Here is a 21675-nt window from a genome sequence, read left to right on the forward strand (position 1 = left end):
TTTAATTATATTAGAAGAAATTTTCGGTCACATAATTTTTAAATTCGCCCTGTAAAACTTTTTCTTTAATAATGGCAATATCTGGCGAAAAATAGCGGTCCTGCTCAAATGCTGAGACATGCATACGCACTTTTTCATAAGCTTCCTTAAGAAGTGATGAGGTTTGTAAGGGTGTATGGAATTCTAAACCCTGACAGGCTGCTAATAATTCAATTGCTAAAATGGTTGCAGTATTAGAAATCATATTACTTAAACGCCTAGCTGCATTTGTGGCCATTGAGACATGATCTTCTTGGTTAGCAGAAGTTGGTAAACTATCGACTGAGTGAGGATGTGCTAAAGCCTTATTATCACTAGCACAAGCAGCTGCGGTAACATGAGCTATCATAAAACCTGAATTTAAACCACAATCCTTAACTAAAAAAGCAGGTAAGCCACTGAAATGATGATCGATTAAGAGCGCTATACGCCTTTCAGCATTTGCACCAATCTCAGCTATTGCTAGAGCTAAATTATCAGCAGCCATAGCAATGATTTCACCATGAAAATTTCCACCTGATAAAATATCACCTTCTGCTGCAAACACGAGAGGATTATCTGTTACTGCATTAGCTTCAATTTGCAAAGTCTCTGCTACAAACTTTATTTGATGTAAGACAGCACCCATTATTTGGGGCTGGCAACGAAGGGAATAGGGATCTTGGACGCGATTACATAATCGATGAGACTCTCTAATCTGGCTGCCAGACAACAATAATCGATAGAGACTAGCAACGAGACGTTGGGTTTCATGACCACGAATAAGATGTATACGATCATCAAAAGGACTATCACTACCTCTAGCAGCATCAACAGAAAGACTGCCAGCTATTAAAGCTGTTTTAAATAATAAGTCAGTATCAAACAGCGCTTTAAGGCATAGAGAAGTTGATACTTGCAAACCATTTAATAACGCTAAACCTTCTTTAGGACCTAAATCTAAAAAAGGTATACTTTCTCTTATTTTATCATCTTTTGATGATAAAATTTTGCCTTCAAAACGAACTTCCCCTTCACCTATTAAAGGCAAAGCCAAATGAGCTAAAGGTGCTAAATCCCCCGAGGCTCCCACTGAACCCATCGCAGGAATGCAAGGATAAATTTGCTGATTATAAAGGCTTAACAATGCTTCTATTAATTCTTTACGCACCCCAGAATAACCACAAGCCAACGCATTTATCTTTAATAATAAAATGAGTGCAACAATGTCGTCATTTAATAATTCACCACAACCGCATGCATGAGATAAAACAATATTGCGTTGTAATTGATATAATTTTTCTGAGGATATTCTTTGATAAGCAAGTGAGCCAAAGCCCGTGTTTATACCATAGACAGTTTTTTCATCAGCAATGATCTTTTTAACCGTTTGATTAGAGTCTTCAATAAGTTGCAAGCAGGCTGGACTAAGTGTAATTTTTGCCCTAGTGCTTAGCAAAGAATAAATATCTTGTAAATTTAATTGCCCCGGATTTAGCTCAAAAGACTCTGCCATCCTGAAAACTCCCTTTATAACATTGGTAACCATAATTGGTTTTCTTTGGCACATTGCTTAGCTATTTCATACCCTGCATCAGCATGTCGCATAACACCAGTAGCTGGATCATTATGAAGCACACGTTGCAGACGTCTTGCTGCTTCTAGAGTGCCATCAGCCACAATAACAACTCCTGCATGCTGAGAAAAACCCATACCTACTCCACCACCATGGTGAATACTAACCCAAGTAGCGCCACTTGCACAGTTTAATAACGCATTTAAAAATGGCCAATCAGATACAGCATCACTACCATCTCGCATCCCTTCTGTTTCTCGATTAGGACTGGCAACAGAGCCTGAATCTAGATGATCGCGACCTATAACAATCGGTGCTTTTACTTCTTTATTTTTTACCATCTCATTAAAAGCAAGCCCTATACGCGCTCTATCCTTAAGACCTAACCAACAAATTCTTGCCGGTAAGCCTTGAAAGGCAATTTTTTCCCGGGCCATATCTAACCAGCGATGCAAATGCTGATCATGAGGGATTAGCTCTTTTACTTTTTTATCCGTTGCATAAATATCATTAGGATCGCCAGAAAGTGCAACCCAACGAAAAGGGCCAATGCCTTCGCAAAATAAGGGCCTTATATAAACGGGGACAAAGCCCGGAATATTAAATGCATTTTTAACATTTTCTTCATAAGCCATCTGCCTAATATTATTACCATAATCAAATACAGCAATACCCTGCTCTTGAAAACCAAGCATGGCTTTTACTTGTATAGCCATAGATTGCTTTGCAGCACTAACAACTTCATCAGGTGAGGTTTTGCGCATAAATTCTGCTTTCTCTAATGTCCACCCTTTAGGTAAATAACCATTTAAGGGATCATGAGCACTAGTTTGATCAGTAATAAGCGAAGGTTTCACACCTCGCTGTAATAATTCTGGATATATTTCAGCAGCATTACCTAATAATCCTACTGATAAGGGCTCTTTTTTTTGACAAGAGTCAGAAATTAATTGTAAAGCTTCATCAAGATTATCTGTATAACAATCAAGATAACGCGTTTGTAAGCGTTTTTTAATACGGCTTAAGTCGCATTCAACAGCAAGCATACTAGCGCCGGCCATAACAGCTGCTAAAGGTTGCGCGCCTCCCATACCACCAAGTCCTGCCGTGAGTATCCAGTGCCCCCTTAGATCACCATTAAAATGTTTTTTAGCTGCAGCACTGAATGTTTCATAGGTGCCTTGCACAATGCCTTGGGAGCCAATATAAATCCAACTTCCTGCTGTCATTTGCCCATACATCATCAAGCCTTTATGCTCTAATTCATTAAAATGAGACCAGGTTGCCCAATGAGGTACGATATTAGAATTAGCGATTAAGACACGCGGTGCATCTTTATGAGTTGGAAACACGCCTACAGGTTTTCCAGATTGAATAAGGAGAGTTTGGTTTTCATCTAATTGCTTAAGTACTTCAACAATTTTATTAAATGACTCCCAATTACGTGCTGCACGTCCTAACCCCCCATAGACAATTAAAGACTCTGGCGCTTCAGCAACGTCTGGATCAAGATTATTACAAAGCATCCTTAAAGCAGCCTCTGTTAGCCAACTTTTAGCTTCTAGTGTTGCGCCGGTTTTAGCTTTTATCAGCCTATGACTTACATTTTCCATAATTGTAATTTATCCCTTATTATTCCTAATTGTGAATTATTGACTTATTTAGATAGGAAGATCAATTTAGAGAAGCTATTACGATGAGAATAATTATATTTAATGCACGATGGAAGTGATAAATATTATTGCAAAATTATAAAGCAAAAGTCCTGTTTTCTTTACCTTCGAAGGTTTCGGCTAACACATCTTTAATAGAAACTGTTGTAAAAGCACTTGTTGCAAACCATTGCGCATAATTTTCCATGTCTACCGTTAAAAAAGCTTTAAAGTCCCAAGCAATTCCTTCTGCAGAATTAAAAGCACCTAGCTCAATGTTTTTAGCTTGAGCGAGGGAACGAATTAACCACTCTACAATTGCTGAATTTCCTCGTCCTACTGGCTGTAACCGAGCAAGCGAGTAGGAAATTCGACCTGCATTAATTAAAAAATCCTCAACCTTTTGTTTAGAATTCCAATTTAAACAGGCTTCAAAATAAGGTTCTAATAATTGAAATTGCACTTTAAAGAAACTTGACTCACTTGCGTAATTTTCTGCAAACGGTGTTGGATTATGATCAATAATAATTGAGGTTCTTAAATCATCCTTACCATAATTATGAAAAGTAATAGTAAGTGCTGTATCATCCTCGATAAAAGGTCGACTTGAAGCTATACTCATAAGATGTATCTGCTTCAATTCTTCAGCGCTTCGTTTAATTCTTATGGTATAATTTTCAGCATTTTCCACTCCTACTGAAGTGGCTTTTTCTTCTTCGCCAGGGTTACTTTCATCTTCTGTGCTCTTTTCAGCTCCTACAGAATAATCAGCCGTAAGTGTTTTATTTAATTTGCTCACTTCGACTAGAGGATGTTTAGTATGAACTAAATCCAACAGCAAAGCATAAATTTTATTACACTGACTTGGTATATGTTTATTTAAGTTAAAATCGTCTGTAGAAGCAAAACCTGCTTTATTAAATAGACCAAATTGGTAACATAACGGCTTATGTTTTAAGGTCTTAGCTATTTCACGACGCTTATTTGCTAGAAAAGCATACGCACAACCTAATTTAGTAGATAATACTTCTTCAGGACAGCGAATATCGGCACGCAGATTAAGATTAGGATTAGGGAAAGTATCTAATAAATTAATCAATTCTTTCATAGTGTCACGACTTAATTCTAGCCATAAATTTTGATTAGTATTAGCGAAATCTTTTAAACGATCTACTGATGAAGCCATGCTTGAAGGGCTATTCTGAGAAGATTTTTGCGAAAATATACTGTGAAAGTTAAGAACATTATCTAACTGCAAACCTTGCGAAATATAACCTTCTTCATTTTTCTTCATAGAAGTAGACATTTTATTTATATGAGTTTACAAATTATACAATATTTAAAAAAAATACACCATTCCATGTCTGTGAACTTTTAATATTACTCTGATGAAAAAACTACTCGTGAAGAGGCAAGAGCAAGTAAAAAAACTTATTTTTTTCTACAGGAAGGATATAAAATAGACAATCAATTATGTTAATATGGCTATTTTCTTAGATTAAACGAAAGTGGAAAATACTATTAAACAACCACCAGCATTACGAGTTTTCTTTGCCACTGAAATGTGGGAGCGTTACGGCTTTTATGTTGTTCAGTCTCTCCTTGCTTTATATATGGCCTTACATTTTAAATGGCCAGACAAGCAGGTTTATGCCTTAGTAGGTTCGTTTACAGCCCTTACCTATCTTTCGCCCATTATTGGAGGTTGGATTGCTGATCAATTGCTTGGTCAAAAACGAACTATCCTTACCGGCGCTTTCTTTTTATTTATTAGTTATATTGCTTTAGCTTTTGTCACCTCTACGCAAGGCTTGATTACAGCTTTAGCAGGGGTAGCCGTCGGCACCGGATTACTTAAACCTAACATTTCTTCATTATTGGGTAACGCCTACGATACTGATGCACCACAGAAAGAGCGTGGGTTTACTATTTTTTATATGGGTATAACGTCAGGGATTATATTAGGCACCACATTACCTAGTTACTTAAATCTCTACTTTGGTTGGCCTGTTGCTTTTACAAGTGCCGCTTTCGGTATGATCATTGCAGCTTTAGTATTTACTATGGGTGCTAAACGCTATAATATTTGCGACTATCAACCTTATCAATACTCCTCTAATAAAATCATTAAAGCTGCTTTATTAATTGCTGTTCTTTGGTCTATCTCCTTTTTCATTTTATTTTATCCTCATTTTGCTGATTTAGCATTTGGCTTTGTTGTGTTATTGTCTCTAAGTTATCTCATTTTGACCTATATTCATGAACCCGCTAAGCAAGCCAATCAAACCATGGTTATAAGCCTGCTTTGTATTATCTCAGTTATGTTTTGGGCCTTTTATTTTCAAATGTTTTTATCCTTAACTTTATTTATTGCCCGGGTTGTTAAACCTACTTTATTAGGTATAAAGTTCCCCCCACCTTATTATGTAAGCATTCAAAGTTTTGGCATGTTATTTTTTGGCTATTTTATGTCTAAAAATAAAAAGAAGTTAACGCTTGAGCAAAGTGGCATAAGGACTGGTAATAAATTTTTACTGGCTATGTGTTTTACAACATTAGCTTATGTTTTTATTCTTTTAGTTTGCCATTTTTCTGAAAATTCTAATGTCTTATTATCGCCTTTACTTTTTATACCTACTTATTTATTAATTTCAATTGCAGAATTATTACTTTCACCAGTTGGACTTGCAGCAATAACGACATTGGCTAGCCGAGAAAAAGTAAGTACTATGATGGGCATTTTCTTTGTTTCCTTAGGAATTGGCGCCTATTTATCGGGTAAATTGGCTAACCTTACGGCCATTGCCCCAGAGTCAATGACTATTGTTGAACTAAAACAGCATTACAGCCATACTTTTACTCACATGTTTACGGTATTACTAAGTGCAACTGCGATTTGTATGGTACTCAATAAAATAATTAAGTTTTTACTGGTAAAGTATGCTAATTATTCTACTTCTTTTACCAAAACGCCTTCGAACACTTCGATGAGTAATGTTTAGCAATTAACTATAAATTTCTTATTACCAACTTTATTCTAAATATTTTATATAATTCATTGTGAGCAAATTTAATCTTAAATGCTTAATATTTCATTAATCTTCGCCTGCTAAACTAGCCGGCTTTAAAAATAGATTGGTAAAAAAATGTTAAGTTCAAAGCTACTAGATTTAATCAATAATATAAACCAACCTAATGAAATTTTAATTAAACTTCGCGAAGAAAATTTTATAGCGACTGAGCTTACTGATGAAGGTGATTCGGTATTGCATATATTAGCTAAGTCTAAGCATGCGGGAGACATGAATTTTCTAGATTATGTGCAAACACTAGTAAAAGCCGAAGCCCCACTAAATATTATTGATAAAGAAGGTAATAGTTTTCTGAATTATTATCTTCAGCATAATTCTTTTTATACAAGTAAAGTTTTGGATTTCTTATTTGATAATGAAGAATTTGATATTAATCAGCAATTACAAGGAGATTTAACACTTTTCGAATTAATCTCGAATTCAAATTTTTACCAGCAACAAGAATCAATCAAAAGATTGATAGAGCATAAAGATTTTAATCCTAATCAAAAAACTTCTCAACATAATTCAATATTACTGCATATGCTTTCAGAAAATTCGTATTCTTACCGAGAGTACATTCCTGTTATAGCTAAAAATGCAAAAACAAATCCCAATATCAAAAATAATAATGGCCAAACTGCGTTAGCACAATTTTTATCTAATGATAAATATAAAGATCAAGAATTAATTAATATATTAATTAACCATGAACAGTTTAACGTTCATATTTTAGATAATGAGGGCAATAACTATCTACAATTAGCAATTCTTCATTGTCAGCATTCAGCTGAAGACGTTGCTGAATTATTTATAAAGAAAGGGATTAATGTTTTATATAGAAATAAGGACGGTAAATCTGTAATTGATTTGATTAAAGAAAATAAGGCAGGTCGATCAGAATACGCTAATACAGCATTGCTTTTAAATATTTTAAAACTCCATCCACCTTTATTTTTTGAAAATAACTTAAATAATAAAACTATTTTAAGTGAATTATTAAGAAGTTCAGACTACAGCATTACATCCGAATTTAAAAATATTCTTGAACTATGTAAAAATCAAGAAGAACATAGCGAGCTTGTTAAAAAGATTATATCAGAATGCTTTGATGATTTTCGTCAAAATCGCTTATCAGAGTCAACAATCATAACTTTATCTAAAGCTCTGGTTGAAGCAAATATTGATTTGGATATTGAATTTTGTTTAGCTTCCGTCGCACTTAGTAATCCCTTTTTTGAACGTGATGATCTATATAGCACCCTTAAAAAAATCAAACCAAAACCTGATATAAATTTGATTCATACTCACATAAAGAAACTCACTAAAGAAAATAGTTCAGAACAATTACAGGCGATAAATTATATCACTGAATCAGCTTTTAGTCTGGACTGCTTTGATGATGATATGCTGGCCTGGGAAGAAAGATATTTGCAGTCTAAAAGTAGTTCGAGTTCTATTAGAGATTTCAAAATGTTTGGCCATTTATTTTCCTTAAGTGGTTCAATATCAGTCAATAATAGCCTTACTAGTCTTACCGGAAGTAATTACAATGATACCGCGCCCTTTCTAGCACATTTAATGAATGCATTTGTAAAAGATTGTGAGATAAAAGGAAAAAACACTGACTATCTTGGTGCTATAAAACAAGTAAGAAATATGACAATAAAAGCCATGCGCTTTTATTTTTTATCTAAGTCCTGGAGCGGTTATTACTCATTGATCAAGGCTTCTAAGAACAGCTTATTTTCCTCTATCATAGATGACAGTAAAAATATAGGGGCAGAAATAATTACTGGTTGGACTGAACATGCAATAGACCTTATCATCAAACAAGATGATTTTTATCGTAATAATGGAGGTGGTTGTAGTATGGATGCTACCACGGAGCATTATAAAATTTCTAAGATAGATAATTTAACTGATTCTGTCATCGATAAGCTTTATCACGAAAGTGATCGTGAATCAAATAAACCCTATATTCAACGAGAATTGCATGAGCTTTTAGGTTTAATATTTCACGAAGCCATTGCTGGAAAATTTCAAACAGTTGGCAATTGTAGCCTTGCAAGTATGCTAATCGCTTTGAAAGTAAAATATCGATTGTTTTTACCTGAAGAAATTGCAGATAAATTATATGCAGATACTATCTTATTTTTTGAACAATTCTATTTAGCAGAATTCATTTCATGCTATGCTAAACATCCTCTTCTTCCGCATTTATTAATGCGCTTAATTGTGCAAAAATTAGTTCCTGAAAAAAAAGACGAAGCTGTAAAAGACTTAATAAAAATCCATTTTACTTCTGAAGTAAGCCAAGAGATCATGCAAGCTGAATTCATGTTGTACCTGTGGAAACAAGGATTTAAAGGCGCTTCTTCAGAACAAGTCACTAAGCAAATACAGTCTCTTGGTATTACTTTAAATCCTAACCTAAATCCTCGTTTGATAATACTTGATCATTTTCTTAATGATAAAGTAACCGATGATGACTTAAACGAAATAAGTTCATGGTCATTAGAAAAACAAACATTTCAAGGCTATCCCTTATTACATTTTGCGGTAAAAAATAACAATTTAAAACTTACAGCATCACTTATTAAAATATTCCCGCAAACAGTTAATGTAACTAACTGGTATGATCAGGAAGCTTTGTGTTTAGTAAATTCGGTTGAAATGATTGATCTCTTAATTAAAGCAGGTGCAAGTACCTCTAAGATGGATTTTGATAACCCTTTAGACTATGCGATTAAAGCAAACAGGGCAGATCTGGTTGAAACCTTACTAAAACATAAGGCTAAAACAAGTGAGTACAGCGCCTATTATGCTGGCAGTAAAGATCCCAAAATTTTACATTTACTTATGGATTTTTATCCAGGAGTTGTAACTAAACCGACACATAACTACAGTACTGCTATTCACGCTGCAGCCAGAAGTGGTAATAACGAAAATATTACTAACTTGATCTATTATGGTGGTATAAGTCCAGACGCTTGTGATGTAAATGGCACTACACCTTCCGTGTTAGCATTACAAAATGGACATCCTGAAACGGTAATTTTATTGTCCCAATATCAAGGTACGTTATTTAAATCTCCTTATCGGGGCGATTCTTTAGCCAGTATGACCAAAGATGAAAAGTTGAGAGGGATGATTGAATGCAAGAAAAAAGAGAGAGTAGAAGATCTTGCTTATTTTGAAAAATTTAAGGCTAGTAATCCAGGTATCATTCAGGAAGATATAGATAATCTAATTGTGGCTATTCGTTTAAATGACGTGCATGCTATTCGTGGCTGCTTAATTGCATTCCCACATATTAAAGTAACCAATTGCAGTAATCTCTATTGTACAACACCTTTAACAGATGCAATACGAAACATCGCTGGAAAAAAGGGAAAAGAATATGAAGAGGCTTTTGAAATTGTTAAAATGCTTTTAAAAACGCCAAGCATTAATATTAATGCAACCATGGGGTCAACCGAGCCTATCTTATTTATGGCAACATCGATTGGTGATGTAGCCGTTCTTGATTTATTTTTAGCTGATCCTAAATTAGAGATCAATAAACAAGATAATGTTGGTTATACTGCACTCCATGATGCGGTAGAACGCGGCCACTTAGCCTGTGTTAAGCGTTTATTACAAGATAAGCGCATTGATACTACTATTGTTAATAATGCAAATGAAACTGTTTTAGATTTGCAAAGCTCTAAATACCAAACAACTAAATGCCAAGATGAAGTGGCTAGGTATCAGCAACGTATGATGAAAGACGAATATAGCAATGCATTTTCAGCTACGTTTTCTTAAGAAAAGCTATTAAGCTAATTATTGTAATAATTAGCTTAATATTCTAAATTTAGCGTAATTTAATGGCGCTCTATTATATTTGAATCTATATGACAAACTTATAAAAAGTTGCTATAGCAAACATAATTATAATGATGCCCATTATTAATTCGACCTGGTGGATTTTATTAATAAAAATAGTTTTAATTTTCTTATCACAAAAATAAGCTACGAAACTAAACCAGGCAAAAGTAGTTATACCAATACTTGCTAAGACAATAATCTGAAAAAATTTATTAAGACTCATAAATAAAGGCAAAATAGAGGTAAAGAAAAGCGTAATTTTGATATTGGTTAGATTCGTAATAAAGCCAGTGAAAAATGATTTTTTTAATTGAATAGGCGCAGGTTTATAATAAGCCCTCCTATCAGAAAAATAAAATTTAAGGATCAAACTAAAACCAATATAAAATAAATAGAGAAGCCCCAACGATATAAATAAAAAATAAAGCTTTGGGTAATTTTTATTAATAGCTGAGCCTAATAAAAAACTTATTAGGCCATTTAGTAACATGCCAGTAGCAATACCACTGGCACATAAAACCCCTGCTTTTCTTCCATTTGTAAGACTTGTATTCAAAGCTATGGCAAAATCTGGCCCAGGCAAAGCTACAAATCCCAAATGTAGTAACAAGATGCTGATAACTATGGAAAACATCACATTCCTTAAAATAAAGATTAGACTAAGCTATCTACAAAAGACTCATGTTTTCTATGTATGTTTATATTCTGATTACATAAATTTTGTTTAATATAAATAATCTCTTCCTTAACTTCTTGCTCTATTTTAGGATTTAATTCAAATTTCTTTTTATCTATGTATTGCGTTGCAGAAAGTATCTTATCTACAATATCAACACAGGCTATTACACCTTCTTTTTCCATACCCTGATATGCAATCGTATTGGTGCCAAACCTAATTCCGCTTGTAACAAAAACAGAATGTTGATCTTCTGGAATTCTATTTTTATTTACAATAACTCGACATTGTTCTAATGCCTTTTCAGCAACAAATCCAGTCATTGCTTTTGAAGAAAAAACATCTACGAGCACCATATGTGTATCTGTTCCTCCAGCCACAACTCGATATCCTTTTTCGGTTAATGCATTAGCCAAGTATTTTGCATTTTTTTGTACTCGTTTCATCATAGGCAGAAAAGTATCATTTGATAATATTTCTCCAAACATAACAGTCTTAGCAGTAACCGAAGCCAAGTTAGGTGCACCTTGAATACCTGGAAAAATACTATTTTGAACAAGGTTAGCTAGTGTTTTACCATTAACAATAGTATCAGCGTCTTTACCCATTAAAATTAAACCGCCCCGAGGACCATATAATTGCTTAGACGTACTAGTGACAACAAAATGCGCATCATCAATAGGGCTAGGTATGAGTTCAGCAGCAATTAAGCCGGCTATATGCGAAATATCGGCTAACAAATAACTTCCTACCTCATCAGCGATTTCGCGAAAAATCTTATAATCAATAAGTCTAGGATAAGCACTAGCACCACAAATAATAAGTTTTGGTTGATGCGTTTTTGCTAAAGCTCTTACTTCATCGTAATCAATTAAACCTTCTGAATTGACCCCATATGAGACTGCATTAAAGTATTTACCTGAAATAGAAGCTTTCGCGCCATGGGTTAAATGTCCCCCTGCATCAAGGTGCATTCCCAATATGGTGTCGTTAGCATTTAGTAAACTAAAAAGTAGCCCATTATTAGCAATGGCTGCACTTAAGGGTTGAACATTAGCATAGCGTGCTTTAAAAACTAGCTTTGCTCTTTCAATAGCTAAGTGCTCTATTTGATCAATCACTTCACATCCAGCATGAAAACGATTCCCGATATATCCTTCTAAAGTTAGATTAGTAATATCACTAGTACTGGCAGCAATAACGGACGGATAAGCGACACCGGATGAAGCAACTAAAATAAGTGAGTTATCCTGTCTTTGATGCTCTTCTTTTATAAGATTAAATAAGTGGGGATCTTGTTTCGCTAATGATTCAAAGCAGTCTTTAATATAAGGTAAGAATTTATTTTGCATGCCAACTCTCTATTTTTATTATAATTTTTCTCGCAGTCTATTAAATTAAAAATGCTTAAGTCAAGGAAATAGTGATCTAATTATAGGATGTATAAATTTAAAAATAACACTTTTTCAAAAAATTGAACAAATCTCAAACTAAGTAAAATTTAATATTTAAATTAAAAGATAATAGGTATAATTTCATAATAGATAGTTAAAGAACCGTCTTACACTAGGGATTAATATGCAGCTTATAGAATTATTTTTACCCGTTTACGATAATAAAAAGAAAAAATTCTCCGAGAAATTATTCAAACAAACTTATGATGAATTAATAAAAGAATTTGGCGGCTTAACTGCTTATACGCGTGCACCTATGCAAGGGTTTTGGCAAAAGGAGGATGACAAAATTGTAGTAGATGAGTTAATTATATTTGAAATTATGGATGATCATTTTTCTTTTGATTGGTGGCATAATTATCGCATCTCTTTGGAGAAGCGCTTTCAGCAAGAACAATTAATTATTCGTACTCATCCACTGACATTAATATAGGTAGATAATAAATATAGGTTGAGTTTAAACGCAACTTACAATAAATTTTCAGCAAATAGTGCAGCTTTTGAAATTAAAATAATGATTTTCTTTTTTAAAGCTAGCATAATTTACTGTCCCATAGTCACGAAATTTTTCTTTTTCCTGCAAATGAATTTTCAATGTTCCTTCTAATGGTATTACATCAAGTCTCTTTGCCTCAAAAAATTCAATATTTCTAGAGCGCTCATTTAAATCATATCTAGTAGAACGACAATTAGGATTAATAATTATATTTTCATTTTTTTTACTACAAAGGTTTACTTCCTTTAAATAAATAACTTTAAAAATAGCAGGCTGAAATGCTTCTTCACCGTTGTTTAAATGGCTTCCAGTTCTTAAAAACCTAGAATATTCATAGGCATTTTCTTTATTCTGAAAAAGCCGTAGGTTTTCAATATTTTTTCCACTAAAGGAGTCATATATCTCTGCAGGAGGGATATTTTTTCTATAGGTAAATTGTGGATACAAGTCTAAAATATAATGGCTAGGTGTATTATCAGAAAATTGGATAGGATTCCCTACTGTATAAAAAACATTAAATTTATATTTTTTAGCTAATTCATTAATTTTTTCAGTGGAATATTCTTTTAATTTTTTATTTGTGATAGCAATCGTACGTAGTTCTTTTTGATTAAAGAAGCTAAACAAATAACTTCGCACATCTCGCGGTAATTTAGTTAAAATATTTTCTTCTGTTGAACTATCATTATTATCAGTTACTTTCATTATATTTTACACCTATTAATATATGGGCATATCTCTCCTTAGAAAATTTCACCAATTTTACTTTAGATTTTCTTCCAATCAAACTTATATTAGCAAGTATTGAAATGACTTACTCATTTTCATTTTCTATTATGAAGAAATAGGCAGATATATCTATTCCTCTATAAGCACCACAACTTTTTGTAGAATACTTTTTACATGTATAAATTGAAAAAAGGATAAGCATTGTAGTAGATTTTAGCTATTAAAAAATGTCATTTATTGATAGCTTGTTGTTTACAATTTTTGACATGGTATTTTTATTTCAGCAATGTTGCCTTTAGGTCCAACCGCAAGAGCACTATCTTTCTTCCAAAAACTAAATGCATTTAAGTTAACGTTATTCAATGATCTTTCCCAAATTAAACATGAGTCACTCGTTTCTGCCTCTTTATCTATTTTACAATCATCGCTAATTGGGAATGGCTTACCAAAAAAACTTGATGCGTAACCAGCATGAGTTGAGCCAACTACCATAAAATTCCGCTTATCTGGTGTAAATGAAATAGCTGACCAATAATGCTGCGGAGAAATGGCCAAACTCGCCCAAGAAGCACCACCATCAATCGTCACAGCTAAGTTTGGGCCACCCATATCGGGATTATTAAAATCACCTCCGGCAATCATTCCATGATTTAAATCAGAAAATGCAATAGAAAAAATGCCTGAGGAATAGTTATCTTTTTTAATCGGTGTTTCTGCTACTGTCCAATTAAATCCATTATTAATACTTCTAAAAACACGAGCGTTATTGACACCTGTACCAAACCATACATTTGTGTCACCATAAACAGTCATGCAACTACCACTTGCAGCAAATGCTCCTTCCCCATCAGAAGCTGTTAATATTGCATCTGAAGGGATCGGCAACCAAGTCTCTCCATCTTTTATCGTATAAAGCTTAAATTTATTTTCTTGGGGATCGCAAAGAACCAAGCCATGATGTTGATTCCAAAAAGCCATACAATTAAAAAATTCTGATGAATGCTGGCCTTGCAATTGCAAAACCCAAGTTTGCCCACCATTTGTAGTTTTATAAATACAAGAATCTTTCCCATAACCAACGCTCATTACATAGGCTATATTTTCATCAAATGCTTTAATATCACGAAAATCTAATTTTTCAGCGCCAGGTATTCCCTTAACGCTCCAGGTTACACCGCCATCAATTGTGCGAATAATAGTGCCATTATTACCACTTAGCCAAGCAATATTTTCTGAGGGTGTACTAATGCCACGTAGATCATTTCCAGTCACATTTTTATGATAAATAATGTCAAGAGAACCACATATTTCATACTTATTTTGCATAATTAACAAAAAAATGAAAATAATTTAGACATTTGCATTTGAAATGTCAAATGTAAAATTTGTTTATTTTTACAATCTTAGCAAGGAAATTTAATCAATTTATATTGCTAGAGAGTAAGTTTTTTAAAGGCTTAATTTTTATAAAAAATTGATGCCTGATTTTCGGCGGTAAGCTGATAATAAAAAATTTATAATGTAAAACAATGAGACTAATTTATAAATATCTAACTTTATGAATAAATATCAAGAGTATTATCAAGCTTTAATAAATAAAGATACGAATTACGAAGGTATCTTTTTTGTTGGTGTTAAAACAACAGGCGTGTTTTGTCGGCCAACTTGCTCAGCTAGAAAACCGAAATTTGAGCATTGCGAATTTTTTAATAAAGCACAAGACGCTTTGTTAACAGGATATCGACCTTGCAAACGGTGTCAGCCGTTATCTTCTCCAAACCAGGTTTCTGATCTTATTCAATTTCTTGTCCAAGCTGTTGAGGATAATCCAGAAAAAAGATGGAAAGAAAGTGACTTCCAACAACTTTCTGTTGATGCCTCGACTGCCCGCCGTCAGTTTAAAAAAAGATTTGGCATGACTTTTGTTGCTTATGCTAGAGCGCGTAGATTGGGAATAGCGATGAAGCAAATACGCGAAGGTGATTCCGTAATTAATACTCAGTTGACCATAGGTTATGAGTCCGGAAGTGGATTAAGAGACGCTTTTTCCCGCCATCTAGGTATTGCACCGTCACACTCAGAGCATCAATTCATTTTATATGCATCATGGCTTGATACCAAACTTGGACCCATGATTGCAATTAGCTCTGACTCGGCACTCTACCTTTTAGAGTTTGTTGACCGTCGCGGTCTAGAACGAGAAATAGAATATTTGAAAGCTAAGACAAAAGCATGTATTTTACCAGGAAAAACATGTCCTATTACATCTATAGAAAAAGAATTAGCTGCATATTTTGATGGTAAATTGCAGTCTTTTAAAACGCCTGTATTTATTCTGGGAACCCCTTTTCAACAAAAAGTATGGGACGAATTAAAAAAGATTCCTGCTGGCGAAACACGAACGTACTTAGATATAGCCAAATCTATCGATAAACCCTCCGCTTTCAGAGCAGTAGCACAAGCCAACGGTGCAAATCAATTAGCTATTATTATCCCATGCCATCGTGTTATTAATGAAAATGGTCAATTAGGTGGCTATGGTGGTGGAATAGCACGTAAAGAATGGTTAATTAATCTAGAAAAAATGAATAAATAATATGCTTTAATACAGCAGTTAAGTTTTAAAGATTATATCAGCAGCGGCTACAGTTATTATAGTTAGCGACACTGGCTTAACTCTATGCCTACGTTTCGCGACTTGTTCGCGGAATCTATGTAGCCATATCACTAGATCCTGCAGCCAAGCCGCAGGACGTAGGCCGGGTAAAGGGTGCTCATATATAAAGTGCCGTATCTCTCTTTAATTTTTTTTAAGACAGGGGTTACTATTGCTAATGTGCAACTTTTATGAGGGTTTTATAAGCAAGTTAATCAAAACTTTAATTAATCGAATCGACCTTTATAATGTGGGTAATTAAGTGTTTTCTCCAAATACCCCACAGAGTTATCCCCAGATTTTGTGAATAACCTTAATTTAAAAAAACCATTTTAAACCTTAGCAAAGCATTGAAAAAAGTATAGAAATCAAGCTCTATCCCGCACTACTAAAAGCTTGCGAATTATGTTTAAGTTTAATATCTAAAAGTTTATAACAAGCGTCAATTACATAGCAGGAGCTAGTTTGCTGCTTAGTTTGTAGTAGCGAAAGTAGATAGCTTTGATTTTTTAAAATATCTTGATAGGAAGCAAAAATATCAATAACAAATTTTTTTAGTTCATCTAGGGAAGTATAATTATTATTAGCAATCATTTCTCTTATTTGCTCGAGGGCCGCAATTTTATCTTTACTGCCTTCCACTAAACCTAAGAATTTAGAAATTTGAAAAGCTGAAAACCATTTAATTTCATTGTTAATTAATTCAATTATTTTATTTTTTAAGTAATTATGGCGATGAGATGGGTTTAAGTAAGTCAACATATTGTTAAACAAAGCATTTACTTTTTTATCAGATATGTTTAGAGGTAATATACTCTTAAAGATATCAAATAAAGTCTGCTGTGGCACTCTTGAAAACTGATTACTTCTCTCATAAAAACCTATAATCAATTCTTCTAATTTAGGAGTCACCTCCTTGATTGCCCTATTAATTGTCAGTTCCTCTACAATTACTTGTTGTATTGCTGGCGCTATATTGTTAGGAAATTTAATAAACGTTAAAGAGACATTGCTATCTAGCATCTTAGCAATAGTTTGTAGACACTTTTTTTGCTGAGCGGGATCAGATAGATAAATTATATCTATCTCAAATATATTTGGTGTTTTACTTAATGTTAAGGCTAAATCGAGTTGTGCCGGATTATTACTAAACATTGCATAATGAGCAATAGTAAAACCCATACTATTTTTAACTTCAAGTAATTGAGAATAATAATTCTTTACCCGAATGAGTGCTTGAGGATTTCCAGAACGAGCTGCGTAATGAGCAATTGTACACCCAGTTTTATCTTTAACTTCGAGCAAATGAGGATAATAATTTCTAACCCAGGTCAAAACTTCAGGGTTTCCTGACCAAGCAGCATAATGCGCGATAGTACAGCCAATTTTATCCTTAATCTCAAGCAAATGAGGATAATAATTTCTAACCCAGGTCAAAACTTCAGGGTTTCCTGACCAAGCAGCATAATGAGCAATATTACAACTCCTTTTATCGCTAACTTCTAGTAATTGAGGATGATGACTTTTAATCCATTTAAGCGCTTGGGAATTTCCAGACCAAGCAAGATAATGTGCTGCTTTTGCGCCCCAATTATCGCTTAAAGAGGCAATAAGACTATTGTTTAATTTATTGATTAGGTTTATTTGGCCAGATAATAAATACAATTGCCATAATTCATTGATTTTTAAATTATTTTCTGACGGCAAACTACTTAATAGATGTAAACGCTGATATAAATTAGCGTAAATTTTTTCATCAAAATCATTAGCAAGCATTAGTTTAGGCGATATATCTAGAGAATTTAATAAGCTTTGGTAACAACTATCGTTACTCTCTACTATGTTCAGCATATGTAGTATAGCAAGTCAACAAATGCTCTGATTTTACACAAAATAGATTAAGAAAATATTAAGTGAGCTTTTTTATGACCATTAAAATCGTTAAAATTATGACAATCAATATGCAAAAATTGATTATTTTAGATTTTAATGATGCTAATATCATCAATATAAACTTAGCTTAAAATTAATAAAATGATATCCGTTACAGTTATTGGCTCAGGCGCCATTGGTAAATTTTATGGTGGATTATTTTCTTTGGCAGGATGCTATGTTTGTTATCTTGAGCAATCAGACTTCTCCATTGTGCATGAGCAGAAGTACTATGAAATCGAATTGCCAGATGGCTGTGTTAGACAAATAAAACCCCACCAGATTGAAAAAGATTATAAGCTACTTCCAACAGCCGATATTATCATTATTGCGCTAAAAACCACCGAAAATCATTTACTAAAAAAAATTATTCCGCCTATTTTAAAACCTAATAGTAAACTACTTATTTTACAAAACGGAATTAGTAATGAGGAGCATCTATCTACTTTTACTAACACACAACCAATTATATGTGGTGTGACAACTATTGGTGCTACCCGAATAAAACCTGGCTATATCAAAATAAATCATTTAGGTGAATTAAATTTAGCCCCTTTTAATAAACAAGATTTTTCTTCTTGTGAATATATAAAACGGCAATTGGCCACTGTTAATCTTTCTGAAGGGACATTTCCTCAAATACATCTTTTTGAAAATCACCGTATTATTCGTTGGAGCAAATTATTATGGAATACTCCTTTTAGTAGCTTATCTCTTTTACTCGATGTACCCGTTGATGTTATCGCTACTCAAAAGCAATACCAAGATATTGCTAGAGCAATAATGTATGAAGTTTGTTTAGTTGCAAAAAAAGATGGCGCTTTAATTGAAAATAAAATTGAAAAACTAATTGCGCTAACTGCCACTCTAAAAGGCTATTATCCAAGTATGTATTATGATTTTAAAATGGGTAGGCAAATAGAATCACAGTATATTATCTTTAATGTTTTAGATTACGCCCAATTACATCAAATAAATTTACCTTTATTATCGATAATTCATCAACAACTTAAGTCGTTAGAGAAAAAGAGAGAGTGGCTCAATAATGAGGAGAAAAATAAACTTATTTTTTTGCTCAAAAATTAGCAGACGATAAGTCCATAAGCGCTAATTAACGTCTTTAATAAAATTCCATTCATCCATCAGCAAGTAAAAATAAAGCTATAAAAGCCAAAACCATTCCTAATGCTTGTTTATAAGTAATTGACTGCCTTAAAAATATCATGCAGAGAATTAGGGTTACAACTGGATACATGGATGTTATAAGTACCACAGGTATTGCAGGACCCTTCCGTAATGCCATAATAAAAAAAATGCAAGCAATACCACTGGCCAAACCATTTAGCAAGCCATAAAAACTTCCTTTACTAGAGAGCTCCGGCTTGAAACTTAATAATACTAGCGAAATAATACCAGAAATGAGCACCCCTAAACTTGAATAAAAAGTAATAGATAAAGGATTGATAAAATCAGCTGCTCTAGAGCCCCAATACCCCCACGCTCCATATAATAAAAGAGCGATAAATGAAGGATAGTACCAAGAAGTAAAACTCATTTAGGTAAGCTTCTCTATTAAAATATTGCAAATACATGGCAATAAATTTAAAAGAATCATTTTATCAAAATTTAGTAAATCTAACAGCATAAACGAGATGGTTATCTTAGCTAATATGAATTTGATCTAAATAATCAAGTTTTTAACTAATTTATAATCGATTGACTTTAATCATGGGATTTGAATACCATACCGGTAACAAAAGCTAATCATGTCAGGCTTATTCATGGATTATCACTATTTTAAAGATATTATTAATAATATTTATGGCCGTTATATTGGCCATGATAAGCGTCCAACGTTTTTTGATATCGCACAAACTTTCCCTTCATTAAATGAAATAACCAAACATTTTATTGAAATAAAGCAAGAGTTTTATCAGGTTTTAAAAAATAGCGGTCAACTACCAAGGTATCACGATATTGACCCTGGTGAAGCCGAAATTTCAGATGCAACAAAAAAGAATTGGAATGTTTTTATGGTTTATCTTTTAGGCTATGAACTAGAAAAAGCGCAAACTTTATGTCCTAATCTTTGTCAATTATTAAAAGGAATTCCAAATTTAATTCAAGCTTTTTTTTCTATTTTAGAGCCCGGAAAATCTATTCCACTGCATAAAGGTCCTTATATGGGCTATCTGCGCTACCATTTAGGCCTTCACATTCCTAAAAATCATCCACCAGAAATTATTGTTAATAATCAATCTTATACATGGCAAGAAGGTAAGGCTGTTTTATTTGATGATTCATGGCCGCATGAGGTTAGAAATCAGAGTGACGATTATCGAGCCGTTTTAATTATTGATGTATTAAGGCCAATGCCCTTTCTTCCACATATGATTAATCAATTGGTAACCAATGTTTTTGGTAAATATTTTTATGGACGCAAGGTCATCAAAAGAGCATTGCAATATAACGAAGAAATAAAACCAATAGCACAATAGACTTTAATTGTAGATTGGACTAAACATAGCGCATGCCAACATTTCAGTCCTAAGGTACATAGTATTATCATTTGTTGGGCTGCCCTACGTTTAGCCCAACCTAGGTTAGCTTGTAAATGAGCATTCGCTTTTTTATATTGAACTTACATTAATTTAAGCCAGCTTGAATTGTCTTAAGTATGTCTGTTATCATGCAACGCTTTAAACTGATTTCACTATGTTAGAACAATCACCTGAACTTACAAAACTTCTTTCCATCTTAGACGATAATCAAGCAATCGATATTGTTACTATTAATGTGAGTGAGCAAACTGCGGTAACTGATTTTATGGTTATTAGTAGTGGTCGTTCTTCTCGACATGTCAAAGCTATTGCTATGAATGTGGTCGAAAAGATGAAACAAGCTAATATGCCAATACTAGGTTCTCATGGGTTAGAAAGTGGTGATTGGGCATTAATCGATTTCGGTGATTTTGTTTTGCATGTGATGCAGCCAGATACTAGAGCCTTCTATAATTTAGAAGGATTATGGCAAGACAACCAGCAGTAATTTAATATGTTTAAAATTACTATTATCTCATGTGGTAATAAAATGCCTGCTTGGGTTGAGCAAGGCTTTCATGAATATAGCAAACGATTAAAGGAATACGTAAAATTAAATTTAATTGAGATTCCTTTAATAAAACGAACTAAATCCAGTGATTTAAAACGTATTTTAGAAAAAGAGTCATTACTCATTGATGCTGTCATTCCTGATGCCGCCAGAATTATAGCACTTGAAATTGGTGGCGAAACATTTAGTAGTGAAAAGCTTGCTTCTAAATTTGAAGCACTACAACAAATTACAAGTCATATTTGCTTTATTATTGGGGGGCCAGAAGGCTTAACTCCGCGCACCTTAGCACGCAGCCAAGAAAAATGGTCGTTGTCACCTCTTACTTTACCACATCCTCTAGTTAGAATTGTTCTCTTAGAAGCCATTTATCGTGCATGGTCAATTATTTATAATCACCCTTATCACAAATGATATTTTGCGTTAAGATG

17 protein-coding genes are annotated in these 21675 nt (G+C 33.5%); 8 read left to right on the forward strand and 9 right to left on the reverse strand.

All coding sequences use genetic code 11. The features are described from left to right. Positions 1–10 precede the first annotated feature (10 nt). The 3 genes from hutH to E1P04_RS04245 all read right to left on the reverse strand — a co-directional run bounded on the left by hutH (position 11) and on the right by E1P04_RS04245 (position 4540). A complete protein-coding gene (gene hutH / locus E1P04_RS04235) occupies positions 11–1534 on the reverse strand; it encodes a histidine ammonia-lyase (protein ID WP_131781682.1) in 1524 nt (507 codons plus the stop codon). Between the two features lie 14 nt (positions 1535–1548). Next, on the reverse strand, positions 1549–3207 hold the full coding sequence (gene hutU, locus E1P04_RS04240) for a urocanate hydratase (protein WP_131781683.1): 1659 nt from the start codon (positions 3205–3207) through the stop codon (positions 1549–1551). Between the two features lie 136 nt (positions 3208–3343). Continuing rightward, positions 3344–4540: a hypothetical protein gene (locus E1P04_RS04245; RefSeq protein ID WP_131781883.1), complete on the reverse strand. Its 1197-nt coding sequence runs from the start codon at positions 4538–4540 to the stop codon at positions 3344–3346. 214 nt (positions 4541–4754) lie between these two features. Here E1P04_RS04245 and E1P04_RS04250 point away from each other — a divergent pair, with 214 nt between their 5' ends. Together E1P04_RS04250 and E1P04_RS04255 are read left to right on the forward strand one after the other, a co-directional pair. Continuing rightward, positions 4755–6248, forward strand: a complete 1494-nt coding sequence (locus E1P04_RS04250; protein ID WP_131781684.1) for a peptide MFS transporter — start codon at positions 4755–4757, stop codon at positions 6246–6248. 144 nt (positions 6249–6392) lie between these two features. Beyond that, entirely contained in the window at positions 6393–10127 is a 3735-nt protein-coding gene (locus E1P04_RS04255) for an ankyrin repeat domain-containing protein (protein ID WP_131781685.1), read from the forward strand. A gap of 85 nt (positions 10128–10212) precedes the next feature. On the opposite strand, the gene E1P04_RS04260 is transcribed toward E1P04_RS04255, so the two are convergent. Both E1P04_RS04260 and E1P04_RS04265 read right to left on the reverse strand, forming a co-directional pair. Further along, a complete protein-coding gene (locus tag E1P04_RS04260) occupies positions 10213–10824 on the reverse strand; it encodes a LysE family translocator (RefSeq protein WP_131781686.1) in 612 nt (203 codons plus the stop codon). 20 nt (positions 10825–10844) lie between these two features. Beyond that, positions 10845–12218 carry a serine hydroxymethyltransferase gene (locus E1P04_RS04265; protein WP_131781687.1) on the reverse strand — a complete coding sequence of 458 codons (1374 nt, stop codon included), beginning with the start codon at positions 12216–12218 and terminating at the stop codon, positions 10845–10847. 226 nt (positions 12219–12444) lie between these two features. On the opposite strand from E1P04_RS04265, the gene E1P04_RS04270 reads away from it, so the two are divergent. Next, positions 12445–12753 carry a hypothetical protein gene (locus tag E1P04_RS04270; RefSeq protein ID WP_131781688.1) on the forward strand — a complete coding sequence of 103 codons (309 nt, stop codon included), beginning with the start codon at positions 12445–12447 and terminating at the stop codon, positions 12751–12753. A gap of 48 nt (positions 12754–12801) precedes the next feature. Here E1P04_RS04270 and E1P04_RS04275 read toward each other — a convergent pair whose 3' ends face one another. Further along, positions 12802–13521, reverse strand: coding sequence for a hypothetical protein (locus E1P04_RS04275; RefSeq protein WP_131781689.1), 720 nt, complete (start codon positions 13519–13521; stop codon positions 12802–12804). A 276-nt stretch (positions 13522–13797) separates the two neighbouring features. Continuing rightward, complete coding sequence (locus E1P04_RS04280) at positions 13798–14871, reverse strand: WD40/YVTN/BNR-like repeat-containing protein (RefSeq protein ID WP_131781690.1); 1074 nt, start codon at positions 14869–14871, stop codon at positions 13798–13800. 232 nt (positions 14872–15103) lie between these two features. Here E1P04_RS04280 and E1P04_RS04285 point away from each other — a divergent pair, with 232 nt between their 5' ends. Beyond that, positions 15104–16141, forward strand: coding sequence for a bifunctional transcriptional activator/DNA repair enzyme AdaA (locus E1P04_RS04285; RefSeq protein ID WP_207385981.1), 1038 nt, complete (start codon positions 15104–15106; stop codon positions 16139–16141). A 435-nt stretch (positions 16142–16576) separates the two neighbouring features. Here E1P04_RS04285 and E1P04_RS04290 read toward each other — a convergent pair whose 3' ends face one another. Then, entirely contained in the window at positions 16577–18052 is a 1476-nt protein-coding gene (locus E1P04_RS04290; RefSeq protein ID WP_131781692.1) for an ankyrin repeat domain-containing protein, read from the reverse strand. 183 nt (positions 18053–18235) lie between these two features. Between E1P04_RS04290 and E1P04_RS04295 the strand changes: the two genes are divergently transcribed. Beyond that, positions 18236–19219 carry a ketopantoate reductase family protein gene (locus tag E1P04_RS04295; RefSeq protein WP_131781693.1) on the forward strand — a complete coding sequence of 328 codons (984 nt, stop codon included), beginning with the start codon at positions 18236–18238 and terminating at the stop codon, positions 19217–19219. 49 nt (positions 19220–19268) lie between these two features. Here E1P04_RS04295 and E1P04_RS04300 read toward each other — a convergent pair whose 3' ends face one another. Then, on the reverse strand, positions 19269–19688 hold the full coding sequence (locus E1P04_RS04300; protein ID WP_131781694.1) for an EamA family transporter: 420 nt from the start codon (positions 19686–19688) through the stop codon (positions 19269–19271). 226 nt (positions 19689–19914) lie between these two features. Between E1P04_RS04300 and E1P04_RS04305 the strand changes: the two genes are divergently transcribed. The 3 genes from E1P04_RS04305 (at position 19915) to rlmH (ending at position 21658) form a co-directional block, all read left to right on the forward strand. Beyond that, positions 19915–20631, forward strand: coding sequence for an aspartyl/asparaginyl beta-hydroxylase domain-containing protein (locus E1P04_RS04305; RefSeq protein ID WP_131781695.1), 717 nt, complete (start codon positions 19915–19917; stop codon positions 20629–20631). A 217-nt stretch (positions 20632–20848) separates the two neighbouring features. Next, a complete protein-coding gene (gene rsfS, locus E1P04_RS04310) occupies positions 20849–21181 on the forward strand; it encodes a ribosome silencing factor (protein WP_131781696.1) in 333 nt (110 codons plus the stop codon). A 6-nt stretch (positions 21182–21187) separates the two neighbouring features. Then, positions 21188–21658, forward strand: a complete 471-nt coding sequence (rlmH, locus tag E1P04_RS04315) for a 23S rRNA (pseudouridine(1915)-N(3))-methyltransferase RlmH (protein WP_131781697.1) — start codon at positions 21188–21190, stop codon at positions 21656–21658. Positions 21659–21675: the final 17 nt, after the last annotated feature.

The organism is Legionella gresilensis (genome assembly GCF_900639865.1).
Lineage (GTDB): Bacteria > Pseudomonadota > Gammaproteobacteria > Legionellales > Legionellaceae > Legionella_C > Legionella_C gresilensis.